The organism is Streptomyces sp. NPDC044106, from assembly GCF_056433985.1.
In genome coordinates this window covers 51022-72908 of sequence record NZ_JBWKFZ010000015.1, presented here as the reverse complement: position 1 = coordinate 72908, position 21887 = coordinate 51022, and the positions used below count along the sequence as shown (strand labels likewise).

The following is a 21887-nucleotide window of genomic DNA, read 5'->3' as shown; positions in this document are numbered from 1 at the left end:
ATCCACATGAGCGCCAACCGCCGCTTCCGCTCCGTCGCCCGCATCGGTCCCGTTCAGGTCGGCACGTCGTACGACGGCCGTGGCCGCGAGAAGCACACCGCCGCCTGCACGGCCCCGCGCTGCGGCTTCTCCGCCGACTACGACAGCCGCGCCGCCGCCGAGCTGGCCGCCCGTACCCACCGCTGCCCCGTCCGCTGAAAGGACCCGCCTCCGTGACCGTCAGCCTGCCGCTCGTGTTCGTCCTCGGCCTCTTCGCCTGGGGAGCAGTCAAGTTCCTCGGCGTCCGCACGTGGATCGTCGTGGTGATCGCCCTGTTCGGCTTCTGGCTCTCGCACACCTTCATGGCCCCGGCCATCGAATCCGGTACGCGCTCCGGCGTGGACGTCGTAAACGGCTCACATGACTAGACGAGTAGGTAAGGAGAACTTCGCCATGTTCCTGCCCAAGTACCCCGACAGCCCGACGCCGCCGCCCGCGCACATCCACACCGTGGCGGATCCGGCCCCCGTGGCCCGGCCGACGCCCCAGATATCCATCACCTCCGGGGCGGTCGTGGCCGTCCTCGTCGGCGGCGTCGTGCTGACCGCGCTCCTGGCCGCTGTCGCCGTCACGGCCATCTCCGTCGCCGTGTGCGCCGTGGTCATTCGCTCGATGCTCCGCGACCAGCGGCGGCGCTAGTCGCCAGCACTGACAGACCCCCGGGGCGGCCCTGATACCGCCAAGCATCCGCCGCCCCGGGGGCCCTGCCCCTCCTAGCCGAAGCCAGAAGGAGAACAGCCATCGTCACCCGCGCCACCCCACCCCCGCTCCGCGAACTGGGTCAACTGGCCGCACTCGGCACCATGCCCGCGCTCCTGCGCCAACTCTCCGGACTCGGCGGCTGCACGCACCCGATCCGCCTCGACGGCCACCGCACCGAGCACGCCGTGAACACCCGTACCGGCGAGATCGGCGACGTCCTCCACCACCTCGACTCCGCAGGCCTCCCGGCCGGTCACCTTCTCGTCCGCTGCAACAACCGCCGTACGACCCGCTGTGCGGCCTGCGCGGAGGTCTACCGCCGTGACACCTTCCACCTGATCGCCTCCGGCCTGCGCGGCGGCAAGGGCGTCCCCGAACGGGTCGCCGCCCACCCCCGCGTCTTCGCCACCTTCACCGCTCCCGGGTTCGGCCCGGTTCACAACCGCCCCAAGGGACCGGCCCGAACAGTCCGCCCCTGCCGCTGCGGTGTGCTCCACGACCAGGAGGACGCCGCCCTCGGCACTCCGCTGGATCCCAACACCTACGACTACGAAGCGGCCGTGCTCTGGAACGCGCATGCCGGAGCGCTCTGGAGGCGCTTCTCCACGTACGTCCGCCGGGAGGTCGCCAAGCGCGCCGGACTCACGCAGCGGGCCTTGCCTGCGTACGCGCGGGTGTCCTTCGCCAAGGTCGCCGAGTATCAGAAGCGCGGTGCGGTGCACTTCCACGCGGTGATCCGTATCGACGGCCCAGGGGGCGGTGACACCCCGCCTCCCGCCTGGGCGACAGCCGAGCTGCTGACCGACGCCATCCGAGCTGCTGCGACGGCCGCCAGCGTGGACGGCCCGGTCATCGACGGGCGCGCGCACGTCTTCACTTTCGGTCGCCAACTCGACGTACGCACGATCCGCTCGGCCGACTTCGACGGTGGCCAGGACCTGACCGAACGGGCTGTCGCCTCGTACATCGCCAAGTACGCCACCAAGGGCGCCGAGACTGCCACGGGAGCTCTGGACCGTCCCCTCAAGTTCATCGCGGAAGTCGCCCAGCTCGACATCAGCGACCACGCCCGCCGCATGATCCGCACCGCCTGGGCTCTCGGCGCCCGTAAGGAACTGGCGGAACTCCGGCTCCGGGCCTGGGCCCACATGCTCGGCTTCCGCGGCCACTTCTCGACGAAGTCCCGCCGCTACTCGACCACTCTCGGCGCCCTCCGTACCGCCCGTGCTGAATGGCGCGCAGCGCAAGCCACAGCGGCCACCGCCGCCTCGACCACCTACGGAAATCCGGAGGTGGTCGACACGACCCTCGTCCTCGCCCACTGGGTCTACGCCGGAACCGGCCTCACCGACACCGAAGCCTGGCTCGCTGAATCCCTCGAACCCGCCCCTGGAACAGAAGGAGAACCGACGCATGCGTGACGACGAGCTGTTGACCGTGGCTGATGTCATGGCTCGCCTGAAGGTCGGGCGGTCTACGGTCTACGACCTGATCCGCACTCGGCGTCTGCCCTCTGTCGCCATCGGGCGATGCCGACGCATCCCTGCCTCTGCCCTCGGAGATTTCATCGCCGGGCAGATGGAGCGTGCTGCCTGATGACCATGCGTCGTAGCCGTGGTGACGGTGGCCTGCACTGGGATGAGAAGCGGCAGCGCTATATCGCCACCGCGAATCTGGGCTTCGATCCGAGCGGCAAGAGGATCGTCAAGCGGGGGAGTGGCAGGACCAAGACCGAGGCGAAGAACAAGCTCAAGGAAGTGTTGCGCGATCACGATGACGGGCTCGCCATCGCGCCCACCAATTACACCGTCGCGGACGCGGTGAACGACTGGCTCACATACGGCCTGGCGGGGCGTGACGAGAGCACGATCGAGACCGTCACCGGGCTGAGTCGGACCCACGTGATCCCAAGCCTAGGAGCGCGAAAGCTCCGTGATCTCAGCGCGGAGGACGTCGACCGCTGGCTGGCGGTCAAGGCTCGCACCCTCAGCACGCGCACTCTGCAAAGCCTGCACTCCTGCCTCAACCGGTCGGTCAAGCGGGCCATGGCGCGGGACAAGGTGAAGCGCAACGTCGTCGAGTTGTGCGCCGTTCCGGCCGGCCGTCCGGGGCGCCCGTCCAAGGCGCTCACCTTGGTCCAGGCGGAGGCCGTGCTCAAGGCCGCTGAGGGGACCTCGATGTACGCGTACATCGTCGTCGCGCTGCTGACCGGGGCCCGTACCGAGGAGCTGCGCGCGCTCACCTGGGATCACGTGTTCCTCAAGGGCAGGCCGGACGCCACTCCGCCGCAGCCTCCGCACATCGCCGTGTGGCGGTCGGTCCGGCGTGGCGGGGACACCAAGACACGGAAGTCCCGGCGCACGCTCGCCCTGCCCGCGCGGTGCGTGGAAGTGCTGTGGGCGCAGTTTGAGGACCAGGGCTGGGAGCGCCTCGCCGCCGGTGACGACTGGCAGGAGAACGGGCTCGTCTTCTCCTCGGCCGTCGGCAAGCCGCTGGACGCGACCAACGTCCGCCGTGCCTTCCGGGTGGCCCTCAAGGACGCTGAGGGGATCGACGCCGCCGAGTGGACGCCTCGGGAGCTCCGGCACAGCTTCGTCTCGCTGCTCTCCGACAGTGGCGTGCCCCTGGAAGAGATCTCCCGGCTCGTCGGGCACTCGGGGACCGCCGTGACCGAGGAGGTCTATCGGAAGCAGATCCGGCCCGTGATCCAGACCGGCGCGGTGGTCATGGACGGCATCTTCAAGCGGGCTCCGGAGCGGTAGTCACGCAGATAGACACGCACACGAAAAAAGTGGCCAGCCTACTCTCATGAGTAGGCTGGCCACCTGGTGTTTCAGCTGTCGGGGTGGCGGGATTTGAACCCACGACCTCTTCGTCCCGAACGAAGCGCGCTGCCAAGCTGCGCTACACCCCGATGTCGTTGGTCCAGCGGCTTGCTGTGCAGGCCGTGGCGACACCGATTACTTTAGCGGACCGGCGCCCGGAGACGAAATCCGGTTTTTGCGGGGCCGGGGCTGGGGGCGGACGTGGTCCAGGGCGACGATGAGCAGGGCCAGGGCGCTGAAGGCCAGGCCGAAGAGGGCGGCGTTGCCCAGGACCCCCGCGTAGCCGTGGATGTCGACGTCCAGGAACGGGTACGGGTAGCGGGCCGGCGGGCCCGGGGGGAGCAGGGCGCCGCGGGAGAGGGCGAAGGCCAGGTAGGCCAGGGGGTAGAGCAGCCACAGGGCCGCATGGTGGGGGCGCAGGCCGCCCGGCCTGGTGAGCAGGAGCCAGTCCAGGGCCACACCGATCGGCGTCACGGTGTGCAGGAGCTGGTTGGCGACGGAGTGCCAGCCTGACGTGGCGGACATGGCGGACACCGCCTCAGTGGTCTCCGTCATCGAGAAGCCGCTCGTGTCGTCGGCCAGGATCAGGTGGTAGACGAGGCCCGTGATCGCGATGAAGAGGAGCGTGCCGCCGGACAGCCAGGCCGGGAGCGGTCGGCGGCCCCGCCAGGCATGCCCCGCCGAGAGACCGAGCACCACGGCCACCAGCACATTGCTCTGGATCGTGAAGTAGCTGAGGACCCGTAGGGGGCTCCCCAGGGACAGGTCGATCACGATCCCGGTCACCGCGGCCAGCGCCAGCAGCGTGCGGAACACGGCTGCGAGGGGGCGGCGTACGGGCGGCACCACCGCCTCGGCGGGAACTTCCGGACCGGTGGCAGCCTTGCGTGTGAGGTGGGTGAGGTGGGTGAGGTGGGTGAGGTGACGTGCCTGGTGGGGCCGGTGTCGCTGGCCTGCCTGGCGCAGTTGGTACGCCTGATCCCGTCGGTCAGTCGGGCGTGACCGCCATGCCTGGCGTACATCGCGTATCGGGTGTATGGGGCATATCGGAGCGAACATGCCCCCACCGTAGGCACCGTCCCCCTCACATGTCCGCCGTGACGGCGCCCGTGTCGGTCAGCCGGTGACGGAATCAGCCCCGTGAGGACTGAGCCCCGCGACGAAGGGAGGCCGCGACGAGGCCCGCCCCGCCGTTACCTCAGCCCCGCCCCGTCAACGTGAGCAGCGTCGCCTCCGGAGGGCACGCGAACCGCATCGGTGTGTAGCGGTTCGCTCCGCAACCCGCCGACACGTGCATGTAGGACGTGCGGCCCTCCGCCGTATGCGTGGAGAGGCCCTTCACGCGGTCCGTGTCCAGGTCGCAGTTGGTGACGAGTGCCCCGTAGAACGGGATGCAGACCTGCCCGCCGTGGGTGTGGCCAGCGAGGATCAGCGGGTAGCCGTCGGCCGCGAAGGCGTCCAGGGCGCGCAGGTACGGGGCGTGCACGATGCCCATCGAAAAGTCGGCCCCGGCGTCCGGACCGCCCGCCACGCGCGCGTACCGGTCACGTTTGATGTGCGGGTCGTCCACACCCGTGAGCCCGATCTCGTAACCGTCGATCTTCAGCGCTCCCCGCGTGTTCGTGAGGTTCACCCAGCCCGCGGCGTCGAACCCGTCGCGCAGGCCCTCCCAGGGGTTGTGGATGACGCCGACGGCGGGTGCGTTGCCGTTCAGACCGTGCTTGCCCTGGACCTTCTCGACCAGGTAGCGGGCGGGGTTGCGGGGCTTGGGGCCGTAGTAGTCGTTCGAGCCGAAGACGTACGCCCCGGGGAACTCCATCAGCGGGCCGAGCGCGTCCAGCGTCTCCGGGACGCCCTCCGGGTCGGACAGGTTGTCGCCCGTGTTGATCACGAAGTCGGGGCGCAGGCCCGCCAGCGAGCGCAGCCACCGCTGCTTCTTGCGCTGTCCGGACACCATGTGGATGTCGGAGACCTGGAGGACTCTCAGGGGGCGCATCCCCGTCGGCAGTACGGGCACGGTGACCCGCCTCAGCCGGAAGGAACGGGCCTCGAAGCCCACCGAGTAGGCGAGACCGGCCGCAGCCGTCGCCGTGATGCCCAGGGGTACTGCGTATCGCGCGCGCATCCCCCCATCGTGTCAGACCCCGGACGGGCACCGTCCGGCAGCGGCGTCCGGCAGCGGCGTCCGGGCAACCCCCCGGCCCCCGGAGGAAATCGGCGGGCGGAACATCCCGTGGACCTGCCACAATCGACCCATGACCACGCTCAAGTCGAAGCTGCAGGAAGACCTCACCGCCGCGATCCGGGGGCGCGACGAGCTGCGCTCCTCGACGCTCCGGCTGACCCTCACCGCCGTCACGAAGGAGGAGGTGGCGGGCACCGAGGCCCGCGAGCTCTCCGACGACGACGTGCAGAAGGTGATCGCCCGCGAGGCGAAGAAGCGCCGTGAGGCCGCCGAGGCCTTCGGGCAGGCCGGGCGCACCGAGCAGGCGGAGCGGGAGAAGGCGGAGGGCGAGATCCTCGCCGAGTACCTTCCCAAGCAGCTCTCCGACGACGAGCTCAAGGCGATCGTCGCGCAGGCCGTCGAGGAGGCCAGGGCCGCCGGCGCCGAGGGCCCGCGCGCCATGGGCCAGGTCATGAAGATCGTGAACCCGAAGGTCGCGGGTCTGGCCGAGGGCGGCCGCGTCGCCGCCACGGTCAAGCAGCTCCTCGCGGGCTGAGGCAGCGCCGTCCGCTGAGCAGCAGCACCCGTACGCGTACCCGTACGCGTCCCGTACCTGTACGCCTACCCGTACCCGTACGTCGACGAGGGCGCCCCCTGAAGCAGGGAGCGCCCTCGTTCACGTACAGGACGAGCTATCGGCAGAGCTACCGGGGCCAGCCGCCGATCCCGCCCCCGAAGCCGTTCCCGTTCCCACCGTTACCGGTTCCGTTGCCGCCGATCACGCCCGGCGGGAACTCCGGCCAGGTGCCGCCCCCGCCGCCGTCACCGTCGTGGCCACCGCCACCGCCGTTGCCGCCGCCATTACCGCCGCCCCCGCCCCCGCCGGGCTTGTCGTCATGGCCGCCGCCGTGGTCCCCGTCTCCGTTCCCGTTCCCGTCCCGGTCCTTGTCGTCGCCGGGAAGGTGCACGGTGTTGAAGCCCGGCGACGGCTTGCCCGTGAGGGCGCCGCTCATCGCGTCGCGCCAGATCGGACCCGGCACCTCGCCACCGAAGACCTTGTCGTACGTGACTCCGCCGATGGGGATGTTGACCATTTGCCGCTTGTGCTGCGGGTCGCCGACCCAGACCGCGCCCGACATGTTCGGGGTGTAGCCCACGAACCAGGCGGCGTAGCGGTAGTCGGTCGTACCGGTCTTGCCCGCGCTCGCGCGGGAGCCGAGCCCGGCCTGCCGGCCCGTACCGTCCTCGACCACGCCCTTCAGCAGGGTGTTGATGGTGTCGGCGGTCTTCTGCGACATGGCGCGCGAGCACGTCGTCTTCGGCACCGGCAGCGACTTGCCGCCGAGCGTCGTGATCGCCTCGATGGCGATCGGCGTGCAGTACGTGCCGCGCGAGGCGAAGGACGCGTACGCGCCGGCCATCGTCAGCGGCGACACCTCCTGGGTGCCGAGCGCGATCGAGGGGGCCTGCGCCATCGTCTTGCCGTCGGCGCGCTCGACGCCCATCTTGTCGGCCATCTTCGTCACCGGGCAGATGCCGATGTCGCCGATGAGCTGCACGTAGTAGGTGTTGACCGACTTGGCGGTGGCCTCCCGCATGCCGTACGGGCCGACCTCGGACTCGTTCTCGTTGCTGAGCTCTTCGTTGTTGGTGTTCACCCAGTCCTTGCCGGAACAGGTGGAGACCCGTTCCGGATACGGCATCTCGTACGGGGACGCGTAGTTCTGCCCCGCCGACTTGCCGCCCTCCAGGGCCGCGGCTGCCACGATCGGCTTGAACGTCGATCCGGGCTGGTAGCCCGCGCCGCCGCCCATGCCGTGGTCCACGGAGAGGTTGATCGTGGTCTCGTCCTTCTTGAAGCCGTAAGGACGCGACTGGCCCATGCCGAGGATCTTGCCCGTGCCCGGCTCGACGATCGCGGCGGCGGTCGCCACGTCGTCCGTCTTGTTCACGTGCTTCTTGATGGACGCCTGCACCGAGTGCTGCGCCTGCGGGTCGAGGGTCGTACGAACCTTCAGACCGCCCCGGTTCCAGACCTTGGCCCGGTCCTCGCGGGTCTTGCCGAAGACCGGGTCGTTGAGGAACACCTCGCGTACGTAGTCGCAGAAGAAGCCCGCGCCGTTGACCGAGGTGATGCAGCCCTTCTCGGGCCGGCTCACCTTCAGGCCCAGGTCCGCCTTCTTGGCGGTGTCCGCCTCGGCCTGCGAGATGTCGTGCGTCTCGACCATGCGCTGCAGCACGACGTTGCGCCGCTTGGTGGCCTCCGCCGAGTCGTTGACCGGGTCGTACCGGCTCGGCGACTGCACGATGCCGGCGAGGAGCGCGGCCTCCTGGAGCTTCAGGTCCTTGGCGGGCTTGGAGAAGTAGCGCTGGGACGCGGCCTCGACGCCGTAGGCCTGCTGCCCGAAGTAGGTGATGTTGAGGTAGTTCTTGAGAATGCGCTTCTTGCCCAGCTTCTCCTCGACCTGAATCGCGTACTTCAGCTCGCGGATCTTGCGGCCGAGCGTCTGCTGCGTGGCCTCGGCGACCTTCGTCGGGTCGTCGCCCGCCTCCTCGACGAAGACGTTCTTCACGTACTGCTGGGTCAGCGTGGACGCGCCCTGCGAGACGCCGCCGCTCTGCGCGTTCTGGTTGAGCGCGCGCAGGATGCCCTTGAGGTCGACCGCGCCGTGCTCGTAGAAGCGGGAGTCCTCGATCGCGACGATCGCCTTCTGCATGTACGGCGAGATGTTCTTCAGCTTCACGACGGTGCGGTCACGCGAGTACACCGTGGCGATCTGACCGCCCTTGTTGTCCAGGATCGTGGTGCGCTGACTGAGCGGCGGCTGCTTCAGGTTGGCGGGGATCTCGTCGAACCCCTCGACCGAACCCTTGGCCGCGAGGCCCAGCGCTCCGAACGCGGGCAGGGCGATCCCGGCCAGCACCGCACCCGCCAGGACGCTGACTCCGAGGAACTTCGCGGCCTGCTGAGTTGGTGACAGACCACCGCCCGAGCGCTTGTTTCCCATGGGGGCAGCCTAATCCGTACGCGGCGGCGTTCCGAGGGAGCGGGTGATCTTCGGGATTTCGTGGCTGTCGTGCCTGCCGTCGAGCCAGCCGTTGCATGGCCGTCGCGTCTGCCGTCGTGTGACGGTCGAGTCGTCGCCGCGTGGCCCTTACGTCATCGTCCCCCGGGGTCCCACAAGTGCGCGCCGCCGACGTTCTGATTCTCCGGACAGGCCCCAATGCCTTGGCCTAAGCTGCTCTCAACTGTCACTGCCGTGCGGTTCAGCAACACCCCATTCCCCGCTCCCGACCGCCCCCGCATCGCGCGGATTCCTGTCCGAATCCGCCTCATGTGACGCCCGGCGTCCGTTGTGGCTCAACTGAACTGTCCCGGAATGCCGTTTTCCTCACGGATGTCGTCCGCTCACTCCGTCGGGTGATCTGCCGCTTACGCATAGTCCGTTCGGGCCATTCAAGATTGGGCCCGAAGGGGGTGTTGCGCTGTGCCCACCTTCCGTAACGTCCTCAACTGGCGGCGGTGCATATGCCGCTGCCGCCGTGGGGGAGCCTCGATTCGGGAGAGGACGGCGCCGGTATGGGCTGGGTAACCGACTGGAGTGCGCAGGCGGCCTGCCGCACTACCGATCCGGATGAACTGTTCGTTCAAGGAGCAGCGCAGAACAGGGCCAAGGCGGTGTGCACCGGGTGTCCGGTGCGGACCGAATGCCTGGCCGACGCGCTGGACAATCGCGTCGAGTTCGGCGTGTGGGGTGGCATGACGGAGCGGGAGCGCCGCGCACTGCTGCGCAGGCGTCCCACTGTCACCTCATGGCGCAGGCTCCTGGAGACAGCGCGCTCCGAGTACGAGCGCGGTACGGGCCTGTTGCCCGTGGACTTGGAGGACGAGGAGACGTACGAGAGCTACGCGGCGGTGGGGTAGGCGGGTACCCCATCGGGGCGATGAACCCCCATCCACGTTCCCCACCAGGGCCCCCGGCGTCCCCCAGCGTCAACCCGCCAGCCGGTCCCCTACGGCCCGGAGCCCCGCAAGGTCATGCACATCACCGGGGAGCGCGGCCACTTCGGCCACCGCCACCTCGGGGTGGAGCGCGGTGAAGCGGTCACGCGTGCGCTGTTCGCGCACGAGCAACTGCATGCGCTCCGCGTGCAGGCGCAGCAGCCCCGCGGTCATCTGCTCGACACACGCGTCGGTGACCGGCTGCTCGCGTACCGAATCGGACGCAGGCTCGGCCTCGGGCTTGGATCCGGACGCAGTCTCGGGTTCGGTTTCAGGCTCGGTCTCGGGCTCGTGAGAAGTGGGGCCCTCCGGCGGCGTGGGGGCTTCGGGCGGCACAGAAGATTCGGGCGGCGCGGAGGGGGCCGGCGTAGCAGAGAATTCTGGAGCAGAGGATTCTGAAGTGGCAGGAAACTCGGGGGAGTTACGAACTCCTACCTTCCCGCCCCCCTGATCCACAATGCGACGTTCCTCAAGATTTTCCGCAGCGGCGAGTGCCCGCTCGGCCGACAGCTGGGCGGCGCCGCTGCCGTGCACACGGTTCAGTACGAGACCCGCCAGCGGCATGTCGTCCGCGGCGAGCCGCTCCACGAAGTACGCCGCCTCCCGCAGCGCGTCCCGCTCCGGCGAGGCCACCACCAGGAACGCCGTGCCGGGCGCCTGCAACAGCCGGTACGTCGCGTCGGCCCGGGTGCGGAAGCCGCCGAACATGCTGTCCATCGCCGTCACGAACATCTGCACGTCACGCAGCAGCTGCCCGCCGAGCAGCTTGCCCAGGGCCCCCGTCATCATCGACATCCCGACGTTCAGGAACTTCATCCCGGCCCGGCCGCCCACCTTCGCCGGCGCCATCAGGACGCGGATCAACTTCCCGTCCAGGAAGGAGCCGAGCCGCTTGGGAGCGTCCAGGAAGTCGAGCGCCGAGCGCGAGGGCGGTGTGTCGACGACGATCAGGTCCCACTCGTCGCGGGAGCGCAGCTGCCCCAGCTTCTCCATCGCCATGTACTCCTGCGTGCCCGCGAAGCCCGCCGAAAGCGACTGGTAGAAGGGGTTGTTGAGGATCGCCTTGGCGCGTTCCTTGTCCGTGTGCGCCTCGACGATCTCGTCGAAGGTGCGCTTCATGTCGAGCATCATGGCGTGCAGTTCGCCGGGCCCTTCGATGCCCTTGACCTGCCGCGGAACGTTGTCGAGCGAGTCGATGCCCATGGACTGCGCGAGCCTGCGCGCCGGGTCGATGGTGAGGACGACGGTCTTGCGGCCCCGCTCCGCCGCACGCAGCCCGATGGCGGCCGCCGTGGTCGTCTTGCCGACACCCCCGGAACCGCAGCACACGACGATCCGGGTTTTCGGGTCGTCGATCAGGGAGTCCACGTCGAGGACGAGACCGGGCTCCAGAGTCCGTGCCGCCCTCTGCGCCCGCGCCGTCTCCTGCGCCCGCGCCGTCTCCTGGGTCCGCGCCGACTTCTGGGGCGCGGCGTCTCCGGTCTCCCTGGTCATGCGATCCCTTGCTTCCGCAGTGCCGTGGCGAGCTCGTAGAGGCCCGCGAGGTCCATCCCGCCCGCGAGGAGCGGGAGTTCGTGCAGAGGCTGTCCGAACCCGGTCAGCAGGGCGCGCTGGTCACGCTCAAGGGCGAACCGCTCGGCGTACTCGGCGGCCTGCTCCAGGAGCGGGTCGACGAGCCGCTCGGCCGCCCCGCCGCGCCGCGCGCCGCCGAGCCCGGCGGCGGCCAGGGACTTGGCGACCGCCGTACGGGGCGCCTGCTCCAGGCCGAGCTTCAGCGACGCCTCGTCCAGGAGGGCCGGGCGCACCATGTTCACGATGAGCCGCCCGACGGGCAGCTGCGCGGCCCGCAGCTCGGCGACCCCGTCCGCGGTCTCCTGGACGGGCATCTCCTCCAGGAGTGTCACCAGGTGCACGGCCGTTTCCGGGGACTTCAGGACCCGCATCACGGCCTGCGCCTGATTGTGTATCGGCCCGATCTTGGCGAGCCCGGCGACCTCGTCGTTCACGTTCAGGAAACGGGTGATGCGGCCGGTCGGCGGGGCGTCCATCACCACGCAGTCGTACGCGTAACGCCCGCTCTTGTCCTTGCGGCGCACCGCCTCGCACGCCTTGCCGGTCAGCAGGACGTCCCGCAGGCCCGGTGCGACGGTGGTCGCGAAGTCGATGGCCCCGAGCTTCTTCAGGGCCCGGCCCGCGCCCCCCAGCTTGTAGAACATCTGGAGGTAGTCGAGAAGCGCCAGCTCGGGGTCGATGGCGAGGGCATACACCTCCCCGCCCCCGGGAGCGACGGCGATCTTCCGCTCCTCATAAGGCAGCGCCTCCGTCTCGAAGAGCTGCGCGATGCCCTGCCTGCCCTCGACCTCGACGAGGAGGGTGCGTTTGCCCTCCGTCGCCAGGGCGAGCGCGAGGGCCGCGGCCACCGTGGTCTTGCCGGTACCGCCCTTGCCACTGACGACCTGGAGCCTGCTCACCCTTCCGAGCCTAACCAGTCGCCGGCCGGACCATGCAGGAGCCCACCCTGAGCAGCCCCTCACACCGACTACAGTCGGCCACATGACCAAGTGGGAATACGCAACCGTGCCTCTGCTCGTCCACGCCACGAAGCAGATTCTTGACACCTGGGGCGAGGACGGCTGGGAGCTGGTCCAGGTCGTTCCCGGGCCGAACAACCCCGAGCAGCTCGTGGCCTACCTGAAGCGGGAGAAGCAGGCATGAGCGGCGCCGTCGAGGCCCGCCTCGCCGAGCTCGGGCTGACCCTGCCCGAGGTCGTGCCGCCGCTCGCCTCCTACCAGCCGGCCGTCCAGTCCGGCGTGTACGTCTACACCGCGGGCCAGCTCCCGATGGTGGAGGGCAAGCTCGCCGTGACCGGCAAGGTCGGCGGCGAGGTCACCCCGGAGGAGGCCAAGGACCTGGCCCGCACCTGCGCGCTGAACGGCCTTGCCGCGATCAAGTCGGTCGCCGGTGACCTGGACCGCATCGCGCGCGTCGTGAAGGTCGTCGGCTTCGTCGCGTCCGCCCCGGACTTCACGGGCCAGCCCGGCGTGATCAACGGCGCCAGTGAGCTCCTCGGTGAGGTGCTCGGCGACAAGGGCGTGCACGCGCGCAGCGCCGTGGGCGTGGCCGTCCTCCCGCTGGACGCTCCGGTCGAGGTCGAGTTCCAGGTGGAGCTGACGGAGGCGTGAGCGAGCTGACGGAGGCGTCAGCGAGTTGAAGGAGGCGTAAGCGTCTTTCGGCCTTTCAGGGATGCGGATATCGCTTATCGGTACCTCTGTAGGCACCGATAGTTGCCTCTCGAACATCAGCTCACCAGGGGATAGCCTCCGCCCATGGCAAATGGGCAGTGGTACCCCCCGGAGTGGCCCGACCGCATCCGCGCCCTCGCGAGCGGCTCGCTGACTCCGGCCGTTCCGCGTCGCGCCGCGACCGTCATGCTGCTCAGGGCGGGCGGCGGTGGGCCGGAAGTACACATGTTGCGCAGACGCGCCTCCATGGCCTTCGCCGGGGGCGCGTACGCGTATCCGGGCGGCGGCGTCGACCCGCGCGACGACGACCACCTGGTGCGCTGGACGGGCCCCGCGCGGGCCTCCTGGGCGGCCCGCCTGGGCGTCGACGACGAGGCCGCCGCCCAGCGGATCGTCTGTGCGGCGGTCCGTGAGACGTACGAGGAGGCGGGCGTGCTGCTCGCCGGGCCGTCCCCGGACACGGTCGTCGGCGACACCACGGGCGACGACTGGGAGTCGGACCGCGAGGCCCTGGTCGCCCGCGACCTCTCCTTCGCGGAGTTCCTGGACCGCCGGGGCCTGTATCTGCGCAGCGACCTCCTGGCCGCGTGGGCCCGTTGGATCACCCCCGAGTTCGAGCCGAAGCGGTACGACACGTTCTTCTTCGTGGCCGCACTGCCCGAGGGCCAGCGCACGCGCAACGCCTCCACGGAGGCCGACCGCACGGTCTGGATCGCCCCCGCGGAGGCGGCCGCGCGCTACGACGCGGGCGAACTCCTGATGATGCCGCCCACCATCGCGACGCTGCGTTCCCTGAGCCCCCACCCCTCGCCCCGGGCCGCCCTGGCCGCGGCCTCGTCCCAGGACATGACCCCCGTACTGGCGCAAGCGCGTCTGGAGGGCGACGAATTGATCCTGTCCTGGCCGGGCCACGAGGAGTTCACGAAACGTGTGGTGGCGGGCGGCGGCAGCCAGTGACGTGCCCCTGGCGGGTTACCTCAGCGGTGGGTGGGGTCTCTCCCCCGTCTCCCGTCCGCGGGTGCGGACAGGCCCGCCGCTTCGCGGCGGATCCATCCCACCCACCCACCTGTTTGCCCCGCGAGGCACGGCGGAGGTAGGGGCGGGGGCGGGGGCGTTTGCCCCGCAACGTACGGCAGGACGGGTCAACCCCCACCGGGGCGCGGTCGCACGCGCGCCGGAGGGGACGTGGGGGTATGTGCGAACGGAGCACCGAGCATCCTGTAGCCCCATTGTCCGTGCAGCGCGACGCAGGGACAGCGAGTACGCACATACCCCCGCGGCCCCGCCCCACAGACGAAGAACCGGCGCAGACCCCAGCCCCAGCGCAGCCGCACACGCAGCCGCACACGCCACCGCAACCGCCCACCCCGACAGGAGTCACCCCACATGACCGACGCCGCCGCCCTTCCCGGCCAGCCCCGGGGCGGAGCCCTAAGCGGCCCCGCCACCCCCCGCACGGTCAACGTCCTCGCGCCCAACGCCTCCGCGATGACCCTGGACGGCACGAACACCTGGATCGTCTCCGAGCCGGACTCACCGCTCGCGGTGGTCATCGACCCGGGCCCGCTGGACGACGCCCACCTGAGCCGCGTCATAGAGACCGCGGAGAAGGCGGGCAAACGGGTCGCCCTGACGCTCCTCACCCACGGCCACCCCGACCACGCCGAGGGCGCCACCCGCTTCGCCGAGCTGACCCGCACTCACGTCCGCGCACTGGACCCCGCCCTGCGCCTCGGCGACGAGGGCCTGTCGGCCGGTGACGTGATCACGACCGGTGGCCTGGAGATGCATGTGGTCGGGACCCCCGGCCACACGGCGGACTCGCTCTGCTTCCACCTGCCCGCCGACCAAGCCGTCCTGACGGGTGACACGGTCCTGGGCCGTGGCACCACGGTCGTGGCGCATCCTGACGGCCGTCTCGGCGACTACCTGGACTCCCTGCGCCGGTTGCGCTCGCTGGCGGTGGACGACGGCGTCCACACCGTCCTGCCGGGCCACGGCCCGGTCCTGGAGGACGCCCAGGGCGCCGTCGAGTTCTACCTCGCGCACCGCGCCAACCGACTGGCCCAGGTCGAGACGGCCGTGGAGAACGGCCACACGGAGGCGTCGGACGTCGTCGCGCATGTGTACGCGGACGTGGACCGCTCGCTGTGGCCGGCGGCGGAGCTCTCGGTCAGGGCGCAGCTGGACTACCTGCGGGAGCACGGCCTGATCTGACTACGCCGATGGGCCCCGCCGCACAGGGAGGCGGGGCCCATCGGCGTACGGACACGGCGTCAGCGCGACCGCTTGGCCAGCCGCTCGACGTCGAGCAGGATCACGGCGCGGGCCTCGAGCCGCAGCCAGCCGCGTCCGGCGAAGTCGGCGAGCGCCTTGTTGACCGTCTCGCGGGAGGCGCCGACCAGCTGGGCGAGCTCTTCCTGCGTGAGGTCGTGCACGACGTGGATGCCCTCTTCGGACTGCACGCCGAACCGGCGCGACAGGTCGAGGAGCGCACGGGCCACACGGCCCGGCACGTCGGAGAAGACGAGGTCGGACATCTGGTCATTGGTCTTGCGAAGGCGCCGGGCGACGGCGCGCAGCAGCGCGGCGGCCACCTCGGGGCGGGCGTTCAGCCAGGGCTGGAGGTCGCCGTGGCCGAGGCCGAGCAGCTTGACCTCGGTGAGGGCGGACGCCGTGGCGGTCCGGGGGCCCGGGTCGAAGAGCGACAGCTCTCCGATGAGCTCGCCGGGGCCGAGCACCGCGAGCATGTTCTCGCGGCCGTCGGGCGAGGTGCGGTGGAGCTTCACCTTGCCCTCGGTGACCACGTACAGGCGGTCTCCGGGGTCGCCCTCATGGAAAAGCGCATCCCCGCGCGCGAGCGTCACCTCACTCATGGAGGCGCGGAGCTCCGCGGCCTGCTCGTCATCGAGCGCCGCGAAGAGCGGGGCGCGCCGCAGAACGTCGTCCACGAGTTCTCTCCTTGTCGACCTGCTCAGGGGATCTTGCTTCCCCCGCATATCAGGGGACCGTGTTCCCCATTTTGCCGGACTGTCCAAACAGTGTGATCAGTCACAAGTCTGCCGCACTGGCGTCGCAAGCTGTGCGGGAGGGGGCCAATTGGGGGCCGATCCATGGGGTCAGGGACGGATGTCAGTGCCGGGCTCTAGGCTGGCCGGGTGTCCAAAAAGCCGGTGAGAGCGCAGGCCGAGGGGGCTGAGCAGGTGAGCGCACCTCGCGATTCCGCTGTGGGCGAACAAGCGTCCGACGCCCTCGATAAAGCGACGAAACGGACAGTATCCCTGTTGTTCCCGGCGAAGAGGTCGGCCCTGTGAACGCAAAGAAGACGACACCTGCGGTGACGACGCCGACGGCCGAGAAGGCCCCGGCGAAGAAGGCGGCAGCGAAGAAGACGCCCGTGAAGAAGGCGCCTGCGGCGACGGCGTCAGCAAAGAACACAGCAGCAAAGAACACAGCAGCAAAGGCGACCCCTGGCACGGAGACCGCTGCGGAGAAGAAGCCTGCGGAGAAGAAGCCTGCGGAGAAGAAGCCCGCCAAGAAGGCCCCTGCGAAGAAGGCCGCCGCCAAGAAGGCCACCGCCCAAAAGCCCGCCTCACCGGCGCAGAAGCAGGAAGCCCCGACCGCCGACACCGGCACCCGGACGGAGTCCCACGCCGCTCTCGTCCGCCGCGCCCGGCGGATCAACCGTGAGCTCGCCGAGGTGTACTCGTACGCCCACCCGGAGCTGGACTTCGAGAACCCGTTCGAGCTCCTGATCGCCACGGTTCTCTCCGCCCAGACCACCGACCTGCGTGTGAATCAGACGACCCCGCGTCTCTTCGCCGCGTACCCGACTGCGGAGGACCTGGCCGCGGCCGTCCCCGAGGAGGTCGAGGAGCTGATCAGGCCGACCGGCTTCTTCCGGGCGAAGACCAAGTCGATCATGGGCCTGGCCAAGGTGTTGCGGGACGACTTCGGGGGCGAGGTGCCGGGCCGCCTCGACGACCTGGTCAAGCTCCCCGGCGTCGGCCGCAAGACGGCGTTCGTCGTTTTGGGCAACGCCTTCGGAGTACCTGGCATCACTGTGGACACCCACTTCGGACGTCTGGTCCGCCGCTGGAAGTGGACCGAGGAGACGGACCCGGTGAAGGTCGAGGCGGCAGTCGCCGAGCTCTTCCCGAAGAGCGAGTGGACGATGCTCTCGCACCGAGTGATCTTCCACGGCCGCCGCATCTGCCACTCCCGCAAGCCCGCCTGCGGCGCCTGCCCGATCGCCCCGCTCTGCCCGTCGTACGGGGAGGGCGAGACCGATCCGGAGAAGGCGAAGAAGCTGCTGAAGTACGAGATGGGCGGCTTCCCTGGCCAGCGCCTCAAGCCGCCGTCCGACTACCCGGGCAAGCCGGCGCCGCCGCTCGCGGGGTGACACCGACGGCGGACGGAACGAACCGGAGGGGCGAGAGCGTTGTCCAGAGACGGACGGGGGTGCCGATGACGCACGCGAGCGACACGACGAGCACGTACGAGGGTGAGCAGGGGGGCGACAGCCGGAACAGCGGCGTCGCCCGGACCGCGGGCGACAGCACCGGCGACACCCAGCCCACCGGCGGCAGCCACACCGCAGGCGTCGCCCGAACCGCGGGCGACAGCACCGGCGACACCCAGCCCACCGGCGGCAGCCACACCGCAGGCGACACCCAGCCCACCGGCGGCAGCCAACACACCGACGACACCCAGCCCACCGGCGGCAGCCACACCGCAGGCGTCGCCCGAACCGCGGGCGGCAGCCAGCCCGCAGCCCCCAGCCAGCACGCTGGCGGCAGCCACACCGCAGGCGACACCCAGCCCGCATGCCGCGGTCAGAACGATGGCGGCAGCCAGACCGTAGACCCCAGCCAGCCCACCGGCGGCGGCCACACCACAGACGTCGCCCCGTCCGCGGCCCCCAGCCAGCCCACCGGCGACAGCCAGCCCGCAAGCGGCGCCCAGCCCACAGACCCCGCCCAACCCACAGACCCTGCCCAGCCCACAGCTCACCCCCACCCCACAGACCCTGCCCAGCCCACAGACCCTGCCCAGCCCACAGCTCACCCCCACCCCACAGACCCCCACCCCCACCCCACAACCCAACCCACCCCCCTCCTCACCACCACCGGCCTCCCTTCCTGGCTCGACCCGGTCGTCCGCGCCGCGCAGACCGTTCAGCCGTTGCAGCTGAGCCGCTTCCTGCCCCCGGAGAGCGGTGCCGGACGGCAGTCCGCCGTGCTCGTCCTCTTCGGAGAGGGCGAACGAGGACCCGAGCTGCTCCTGATGGAGCGCGCCGGATCCCTGCGCTCGCACGCGGGGCAGCCCTCCTTCCCCGGCGGCGCGCTCGACCCCGAGGACGGCGACCCGCAGGGCGAAGGCCCCTTGCGCGCCGCCCTGCGCGAGGCCGAGGAGGAGACCGGGCTCGACCCCCGCGGCGTCCAGCTCTTCGCCGAACTGCCCCGCCTCTTCATCCCGGTGAGCGACTTCGTCGTGACGCCCGTGCTCGGCTGGTGGCGCACTCCGACCCCCGTGAGCGTCGTCGATCCGAACGAGACGGCCCGCGTCTTCACAGTGCCCGTGGCCGATCTCACGGATCCGGCGAACCGGGCGACGGCGATCCACCCCAGCGGCCACCACGGCCCCGCTTTCCTCGTCGAGTCCGCTCTGGTCTGGGGTTTCACGGCCGGCGTGATCGATAGAATCCTGCACTTCGCGGGCTGGGAGCGCCCCTGGGACCGCAGTAGGCAGGTCCCGCTCGACTGGCGCGCATGACAAGGTTGCGTGGAATGGCGACCGCGATGCGAGGCGAGGATTGAATCGGTGAACATGCTGGACGTCCTGCTGCTGCTCGCCGCCGTGTGGTTCGCGGTAGTCGGGTACCGCCAGGGCTTCGTGGTCGGCATCCTCTCGGTGACCGGATTCCTCGGCGGCGGTCTCGTCGCCGTCTATCTGCTGCCGATCGTCTGGGACGCCATGACGGACGACGACGCGGCCGAGGTGAGTACGACCGCGGCGGTGGTCGCCGTCGTCATCGTGATCGTCTGCGCGTCGATCGGTCAGGCCTTCACCACCCACCTCGGCAACAAGCTGCGCCGGTACATCACCTGGCAGCCCGCCCGCGCCCTGGACGCCACCGGCGGCGCGCTGGTGAACGTGGTGGCGATGCTCCTCGTTGCCTGGCTGATCGGCTCCGCCCTCGCGGGTACGACGCTGCCGACCCTCGGCAAGGAGGTGCGGAGTTCCAAGATCCTGCTCGGCGTGTCGCGCGCGCTGCCCGGCCAGGCGGACACCTGGTTCGCGGACTTCTCCTCGGTCCTCGCGCAGAACGGCTTTCCGCAGGTCTTCAGCCCGTTCTCGAACGAGCCCATCAAGGAAGTCCAGCCGCCCGACCCCAAGCTCGCCAAGAGCAAGGTCGCCACGACGGCCAAGCGTTCCATCGTGAAGGTCCGCGGTGAGGCGCGCAGTTGCGGCAAGGTCCTCGAAGGCACCGGCTTCGTCTTCGCGGACCGCCGCGTGATGACCAACGCGCACGTGGTGGGCGGCGTGGACGAGCCGACGATCCAGATAGGCGATCAGAACCAGACGTACGACGCGAAGGTCGTCCTCTACGACTGGGAGCGCGACATCGCCGTCCTCGACGTGCCCGCGCTGAAGGCGCCGCCCCTGAAGTTCACGTCGAAGGACGCGACCAGCGGCGTCGGCGCCATCGTGGCGGGCTTCCCCGAGGACGGGCCGTACGACGTCAGGCCCGCACGCGTGCGCGGTCGCATCACGGCCAACGGCCCGGACATCTACCACCGCGGCACCGTGCACCGCGACGTGTACTCGCTCTACGCGACCGTCCGCCAGGGCAACTCCGGCGGCCCGCTGCTCACGCCCGACGGCGAGGTCTACGGCGTGGTGTTCGCGAAGTCCCTCGACGACCCGGACACCGGCTATGCGCTCACGGCCGACGAGGTGCGCGAGGACATCGAGCGGGGCCGCACCGCCAACCAGGAGGTCGACAGCCAGGGCTGCGCGCTCTAGGACTAGGAGCTGCGCGCTCCAGGACCAGGAACGGTCCCCGGCGACCGGGCTGCCCGGAAGAAGGTGGCGGAGCCGGTCGCGCAGGCGGCGGGGTCAGTCGCGCGTATGCCGAAGGCGCGCGGAGACCCAGCGTGCCCTCCGGCGGAGAATGCGGGGGATGCCCATCGCTTGAGGGGGGCCGTGCCGGCCCTGCTCCTGTAGCCCGCCCCTCTCGCTGCTGTTCAGCGCTGTGGCCGAGCGGCGATTGCGTGCTACGTCACTGTAGTCGTGCGTCCAGCCCATACCCCGACGTGTGCCCGTGCCTCATGGTCGGTAACCGCGCCCAGGGGCCCCAATTGGCCTATGCGCGGGGCAATTGGCGTTCGTAGGACAAGTGTTCCCGCGGGTCCTCAGGAAGGCCCGCCCGAACCCTCGCGAATCGGCGTCCGCCACCTCACCGGTCCGGTTCGGGGTCCTTCAGCCAGTTCACCAGCTCGGTCGAGAACGCCACCGGGTCCTCCTCGTGCGGGAAGTGTCCGAGCCCGTCGAACAGCCGCCAGCGGTACGGCGCTTCGACGTACTCGCCGGAGCCCGCCGCGCTCCTCGTCCGCATCACGGGGTCGAGCGATCCGTGCAGATGCAGCGTCGGCACCCGCACGGGGCGCTTCATGCGGCGGTTGAACTGGATGCCGTCGGGCCGCGCCATCGACCGCACCATCCAGCGGTACGGCTCGATCGAGCAGTGCGCCGTCGAGGGGATGCACATGGCCCGCCGGTACGTCTCCACCGCGTCGTCGTCCGGTAGTCCCGGCCCGGACCAGTCGCGTACAAGGCGGCCCACCAAGGCGCCGTCGTCGGCGACCAACTGACGCTCCGGCACCCACGGCCGCTGGAAACCCCATACGTACGACGCCGCCGCGGTCTGCTTGCGGTCCGCCAGCATCGCCGAGCGCCAGCGCCGCGGATGCGGCATCGAGGAGACGGCGAGGCGGCGCACCAGCTTGGGCCGCATCACGGCCGCCGTCCACGCCAGGTACCCGCCGAGGTCGTGCCCGACGAGCGCGGCGTCCGGCTCGCCGAGGGAACGTACGACACCGGTGATGTCGAGCGCGAGGTTGGCCGGGTCGTAGCCGCGGGGGGTGCGGTCGCTGCCGCCTACGCCGCGCAGATCCATCGCGACGGCCCGGAAGCCCGCGTCGGCGAGTGCCACCATCTGGTGCCGCCACGACCACCAGAACTGCGGGAAGCCGTGCAGCAGAAGGACCAGCGGCCCCTCACCCATCTCGGCGATGTGGAACCGCGCACCGTTGGCGGCGACGTCCCGGTGGGTCCAGGGCCCCTCGACGCGTACGACTGAGGCGGGGGATTGGGCCGATGGAGTGGCGGGGTCCGTCATGAGGACGAGCGTGCCACAGTCGCCCCCGTCTCACCGACTCGCACCTCGACGACACTCGCGGGGCTCACCGCGCGGGGATGCGGCTTGACGTTCCCCAGTACGGCAGCCGTCTCCTTGGCCGACGCGGCGACCTTCTGCGGGCCCTTGCCCTTCTTCGCCTTCTTCGCGAAGACGACACCGATCAGCGCGAGCAGCCCGGCCACCAGCACATTGGCGGCGAAGGACAGCACGAAGCAGATCGCGAGGTTCCAGTCGCTCCAGGTGCGGATGCCGTAGGCGAGCGCGAAGCTCAGCATCGGCAACGAGAAGATGAGGACCGTGCCGGCCGCGGCGAACGCACCACCGCCGATCGCGCCGCGCTTGACGTCCTGGCGGAGCTGGGCCTTGGCCAGGGCGATCTCGTCGTGCACCAGCGCGGACATCTCGCCGGTCGCCGTGGCGACCAGCTGGCCGAGGCTGCGCTCGGCGCCGACGGGGCCGTCGGGTGAGCTCATCGCGTTCTCCCCTT

The 21887-nt window shown here is 70.3% G+C and carries 23 protein-coding genes, 1 tRNA gene and 1 pseudogene; 15 read left to right on the top strand and 10 right to left on the bottom strand.

The window, feature by feature from the left end; translation table 11 throughout:
* The first annotated feature begins 6 nt into the window (after window positions 1–6).
* The 6 genes from AC07DI_RS26935 (at window position 7) to AC07DI_RS26910 (ending at window position 3503) form a co-directional block, all read left to right on the top strand.
* Window positions 7–198: a mobile element transfer protein gene (locus tag AC07DI_RS26935; RefSeq protein ID WP_055526751.1), complete on the top strand. Its 192-nt coding sequence runs from the start codon at window positions 7–9 to the stop codon at window positions 196–198.
* A 14-nt stretch (window positions 199–212) separates the two neighbouring features.
* Window positions 213–407 (top strand): hypothetical protein, encoded by a 195-nt coding sequence (locus AC07DI_RS26930; RefSeq protein WP_205034603.1) that lies wholly within the window; start codon window positions 213–215, stop codon window positions 405–407.
* A gap of 25 nt (window positions 408–432) precedes the next feature.
* Complete coding sequence (locus AC07DI_RS26925) at window positions 433–678, top strand: SpdD protein (protein WP_478906650.1); 246 nt, start codon at window positions 433–435, stop codon at window positions 676–678.
* Window positions 679–842: 164 nt separating this feature from the next.
* Window positions 843–2162, top strand: a complete 1320-nt coding sequence (locus AC07DI_RS26920) for a replication initiator (protein WP_478906473.1) — start codon at window positions 843–845, stop codon at window positions 2160–2162.
* The gene (locus AC07DI_RS26915) at window positions 2155–2337 is read left to right on the top strand and encodes a helix-turn-helix domain-containing protein (RefSeq protein WP_388066651.1); all 183 of its coding nucleotides are present in this window, start codon (window positions 2155–2157) and stop codon (window positions 2335–2337) included. Before AC07DI_RS26920 ends, AC07DI_RS26915 begins: the two co-directional genes overlap by 8 nt.
* Window positions 2337–3503, top strand: a complete 1167-nt coding sequence (locus AC07DI_RS26910) for a site-specific integrase (RefSeq protein WP_478906471.1) — start codon at window positions 2337–2339, stop codon at window positions 3501–3503. The genes AC07DI_RS26915 and AC07DI_RS26910 overlap by 1 nt, the downstream gene beginning before the upstream one ends.
* Window positions 3504–3581: 78 nt before the next feature.
* Here the strand turns inward: AC07DI_RS26910 and AC07DI_RS26905 are convergent.
* The 3 genes from AC07DI_RS26905 to AC07DI_RS26895 all read right to left on the bottom strand — a co-directional run bounded on the left by AC07DI_RS26905 (window position 3582) and on the right by AC07DI_RS26895 (window position 5691).
* Window positions 3582–3655 (bottom strand) — tRNA-Pro (locus AC07DI_RS26905).
* A 46-nt stretch (window positions 3656–3701) separates the two neighbouring features.
* A complete protein-coding gene (locus tag AC07DI_RS26900; RefSeq protein ID WP_478906469.1) occupies window positions 3702–4382 on the bottom strand; it encodes a Pr6Pr family membrane protein in 681 nt (226 codons plus the stop codon).
* 382 nt (window positions 4383–4764) lie between these two features.
* Window positions 4765–5691, bottom strand: coding sequence for a metallophosphoesterase (locus tag AC07DI_RS26895; RefSeq protein ID WP_384261824.1), 927 nt, complete (start codon window positions 5689–5691; stop codon window positions 4765–4767).
* A gap of 130 nt (window positions 5692–5821) precedes the next feature.
* On the opposite strand from AC07DI_RS26895, the gene AC07DI_RS26890 reads away from it, so the two are divergent.
* Window positions 5822–6286 carry a GatB/YqeY domain-containing protein gene (locus AC07DI_RS26890; RefSeq protein ID WP_384261826.1) on the top strand — a complete coding sequence of 155 codons (465 nt, stop codon included), beginning with the start codon at window positions 5822–5824 and terminating at the stop codon, window positions 6284–6286.
* Window positions 6287–6434: 148 nt separating this feature from the next.
* Here AC07DI_RS26890 and AC07DI_RS26885 read toward each other — a convergent pair whose 3' ends face one another.
* Entirely contained in the window at window positions 6435–8738 is a 2304-nt protein-coding gene (locus AC07DI_RS26885) for a transglycosylase domain-containing protein (RefSeq protein WP_478906467.1), read from the bottom strand.
* A 572-nt stretch (window positions 8739–9310) separates the two neighbouring features.
* On the opposite strand from AC07DI_RS26885, the gene AC07DI_RS26880 reads away from it, so the two are divergent.
* Window positions 9311–9655, top strand: coding sequence for a WhiB family transcriptional regulator (locus AC07DI_RS26880; RefSeq protein WP_016642765.1), 345 nt, complete (start codon window positions 9311–9313; stop codon window positions 9653–9655).
* 69 nt (window positions 9656–9724) lie between these two features.
* Here the strand turns inward: AC07DI_RS26880 and bagB are convergent, their stop codons facing one another.
* Window positions 9725–11227: an ATPase BagB gene (bagB, locus tag AC07DI_RS26875; protein WP_478906464.1), complete on the bottom strand. Its 1503-nt coding sequence runs from the start codon at window positions 11225–11227 to the stop codon at window positions 9725–9727.
* Entirely contained in the window at window positions 11224–12204 is a 981-nt protein-coding gene (gene bagA / locus AC07DI_RS26870; protein WP_478906462.1) for an ATPase BagA, read from the bottom strand. The genes bagB and bagA overlap by 4 nt, the downstream gene beginning before the upstream one ends.
* A gap of 82 nt (window positions 12205–12286) precedes the next feature.
* On the opposite strand from bagA, the gene AC07DI_RS26865 reads away from it, so the two are divergent.
* The 4 genes from AC07DI_RS26865 (at window position 12287) to AC07DI_RS26850 (ending at window position 15192) form a co-directional block, all read left to right on the top strand.
* Window positions 12287–12448 (top strand): Sp36 family protein, encoded by a 162-nt coding sequence (locus AC07DI_RS26865; protein WP_003975360.1) that lies wholly within the window; start codon window positions 12287–12289, stop codon window positions 12446–12448.
* On the top strand, window positions 12445–12915 hold the full coding sequence (locus AC07DI_RS26860; protein WP_384261836.1) for a RidA family protein: 471 nt from the start codon (window positions 12445–12447) through the stop codon (window positions 12913–12915). Before AC07DI_RS26865 ends, AC07DI_RS26860 begins: the two co-directional genes overlap by 4 nt.
* Window positions 12916–13059: 144 nt before the next feature.
* Complete coding sequence (locus tag AC07DI_RS26855; protein ID WP_478906460.1) at window positions 13060–13932, top strand: NUDIX hydrolase; 873 nt, start codon at window positions 13060–13062, stop codon at window positions 13930–13932.
* 429 nt (window positions 13933–14361) lie between these two features.
* Window positions 14362–15192, top strand: a complete 831-nt coding sequence (locus tag AC07DI_RS26850) for an MBL fold metallo-hydrolase (RefSeq protein WP_384261840.1) — start codon at window positions 14362–14364, stop codon at window positions 15190–15192.
* A gap of 59 nt (window positions 15193–15251) precedes the next feature.
* Here the strand turns inward: AC07DI_RS26850 and AC07DI_RS26845 are convergent, their stop codons facing one another.
* The gene (locus tag AC07DI_RS26845) at window positions 15252–15926 is read right to left on the bottom strand and encodes a Crp/Fnr family transcriptional regulator (protein ID WP_016642758.1); all 675 of its coding nucleotides are present in this window, start codon (window positions 15924–15926) and stop codon (window positions 15252–15254) included.
* A gap of 359 nt (window positions 15927–16285) precedes the next feature.
* Between AC07DI_RS26845 and nth the strand changes: the two genes are divergently transcribed.
* From nth to AC07DI_RS26830, 3 genes and pseudogenes are all read left to right on the top strand, one after another.
* Window positions 16286–17377, top strand: coding sequence for an endonuclease III (gene nth / locus AC07DI_RS26840; RefSeq protein WP_478906458.1), 1092 nt, complete (start codon window positions 16286–16288; stop codon window positions 17375–17377).
* A gap of 719 nt (window positions 17378–18096) precedes the next feature.
* Window positions 18097–18750: pseudogene (locus tag AC07DI_RS26835) on the top strand (NUDIX hydrolase); the annotation flags it as partial.
* Between the two features lie 48 nt (window positions 18751–18798).
* Window positions 18799–20004 (top strand): MarP family serine protease, encoded by a 1206-nt coding sequence (locus tag AC07DI_RS26830; RefSeq protein ID WP_384258404.1) that lies wholly within the window; start codon window positions 18799–18801, stop codon window positions 20002–20004.
* Between the two features lie 93 nt (window positions 20005–20097).
* On the opposite strand, the gene AC07DI_RS26825 is transcribed toward AC07DI_RS26830, so the two are convergent.
* From AC07DI_RS26825 to AC07DI_RS26815, 3 genes are all read right to left on the bottom strand, one after another.
* Complete coding sequence (locus AC07DI_RS26825; protein ID WP_384258402.1) at window positions 20098–20286, bottom strand: hypothetical protein; 189 nt, start codon at window positions 20284–20286, stop codon at window positions 20098–20100.
* A 151-nt stretch (window positions 20287–20437) separates the two neighbouring features.
* Window positions 20438–21379, bottom strand: coding sequence for an alpha/beta fold hydrolase (locus AC07DI_RS26820; RefSeq protein ID WP_384258400.1), 942 nt, complete (start codon window positions 21377–21379; stop codon window positions 20438–20440).
* Window positions 21376–21873, bottom strand: a complete 498-nt coding sequence (locus tag AC07DI_RS26815) for a phage holin family protein (RefSeq protein ID WP_384258398.1) — start codon at window positions 21871–21873, stop codon at window positions 21376–21378. The genes AC07DI_RS26820 and AC07DI_RS26815 overlap by 4 nt, the downstream gene beginning before the upstream one ends.
* Window positions 21874–21887 lie beyond the last annotated feature (14 nt).

Bases quoted from the DNA above. Each gene is read 5' to 3' on its own strand.
- AC07DI_RS26935 (WP_055526751.1), top strand. From the start codon at position 7: ATGAGCGCCAACCGCCGCTTCCGCTCCGTCGCCCGCATCGGTCCCGTT.
- AC07DI_RS26925 (WP_478906650.1), top strand. From the start codon at position 433: ATGTTCCTGCCCAAGTACCCCGACAGCCCGACGCCGCCGCCCGCGCAC.
- AC07DI_RS26920 (WP_478906473.1), top strand. From the start codon at position 843: ATGCCCGCGCTCCTGCGCCAACTCTCCGGACTCGGCGGCTGCACGCAC.
- AC07DI_RS26915 (WP_388066651.1), top strand. From the start codon at position 2,155: ATGCGTGACGACGAGCTGTTGACCGTGGCTGATGTCATGGCTCGCCTG.
- AC07DI_RS26910 (WP_478906471.1), top strand. From the start codon at position 2,337: ATGACCATGCGTCGTAGCCGTGGTGACGGTGGCCTGCACTGGGATGAG.
- AC07DI_RS26895 (WP_384261824.1), bottom strand. From the start codon at position 5,691: ATGCGCGCGCGATACGCAGTACCCCTGGGCATCACGGCGACGGCTGCG.
- AC07DI_RS26890 (WP_384261826.1), top strand. From the start codon at position 5,822: ATGACCACGCTCAAGTCGAAGCTGCAGGAAGACCTCACCGCCGCGATC.
- AC07DI_RS26885 (WP_478906467.1), bottom strand. From the start codon at position 8,738: ATGGGAAACAAGCGCTCGGGCGGTGGTCTGTCACCAACTCAGCAGGCC.
- AC07DI_RS26880 (WP_016642765.1), top strand. From the start codon at position 9,311: ATGGGCTGGGTAACCGACTGGAGTGCGCAGGCGGCCTGCCGCACTACC.
- bagB (WP_478906464.1), bottom strand. From the start codon at position 11,227: ATGACCAGGGAGACCGGAGACGCCGCGCCCCAGAAGTCGGCGCGGACC.
- AC07DI_RS26865 (WP_003975360.1), top strand. From the start codon at position 12,287: ATGACCAAGTGGGAATACGCAACCGTGCCTCTGCTCGTCCACGCCACG.
- AC07DI_RS26860 (WP_384261836.1), top strand. From the start codon at position 12,445: ATGAGCGGCGCCGTCGAGGCCCGCCTCGCCGAGCTCGGGCTGACCCTG.
- AC07DI_RS26855 (WP_478906460.1), top strand. From the start codon at position 13,060: ATGGCAAATGGGCAGTGGTACCCCCCGGAGTGGCCCGACCGCATCCGC.
- AC07DI_RS26850 (WP_384261840.1), top strand. From the start codon at position 14,362: ATGACCGACGCCGCCGCCCTTCCCGGCCAGCCCCGGGGCGGAGCCCTA.
- AC07DI_RS26825 (WP_384258402.1), bottom strand. From the start codon at position 20,286: ATGGGCTGGACGCACGACTACAGTGACGTAGCACGCAATCGCCGCTCG.
- AC07DI_RS26820 (WP_384258400.1), bottom strand. From the start codon at position 21,379: ATGACGGACCCCGCCACTCCATCGGCCCAATCCCCCGCCTCAGTCGTA.
- AC07DI_RS26815 (WP_384258398.1), bottom strand. From the start codon at position 21,873: ATGAGCTCACCCGACGGCCCCGTCGGCGCCGAGCGCAGCCTCGGCCAG.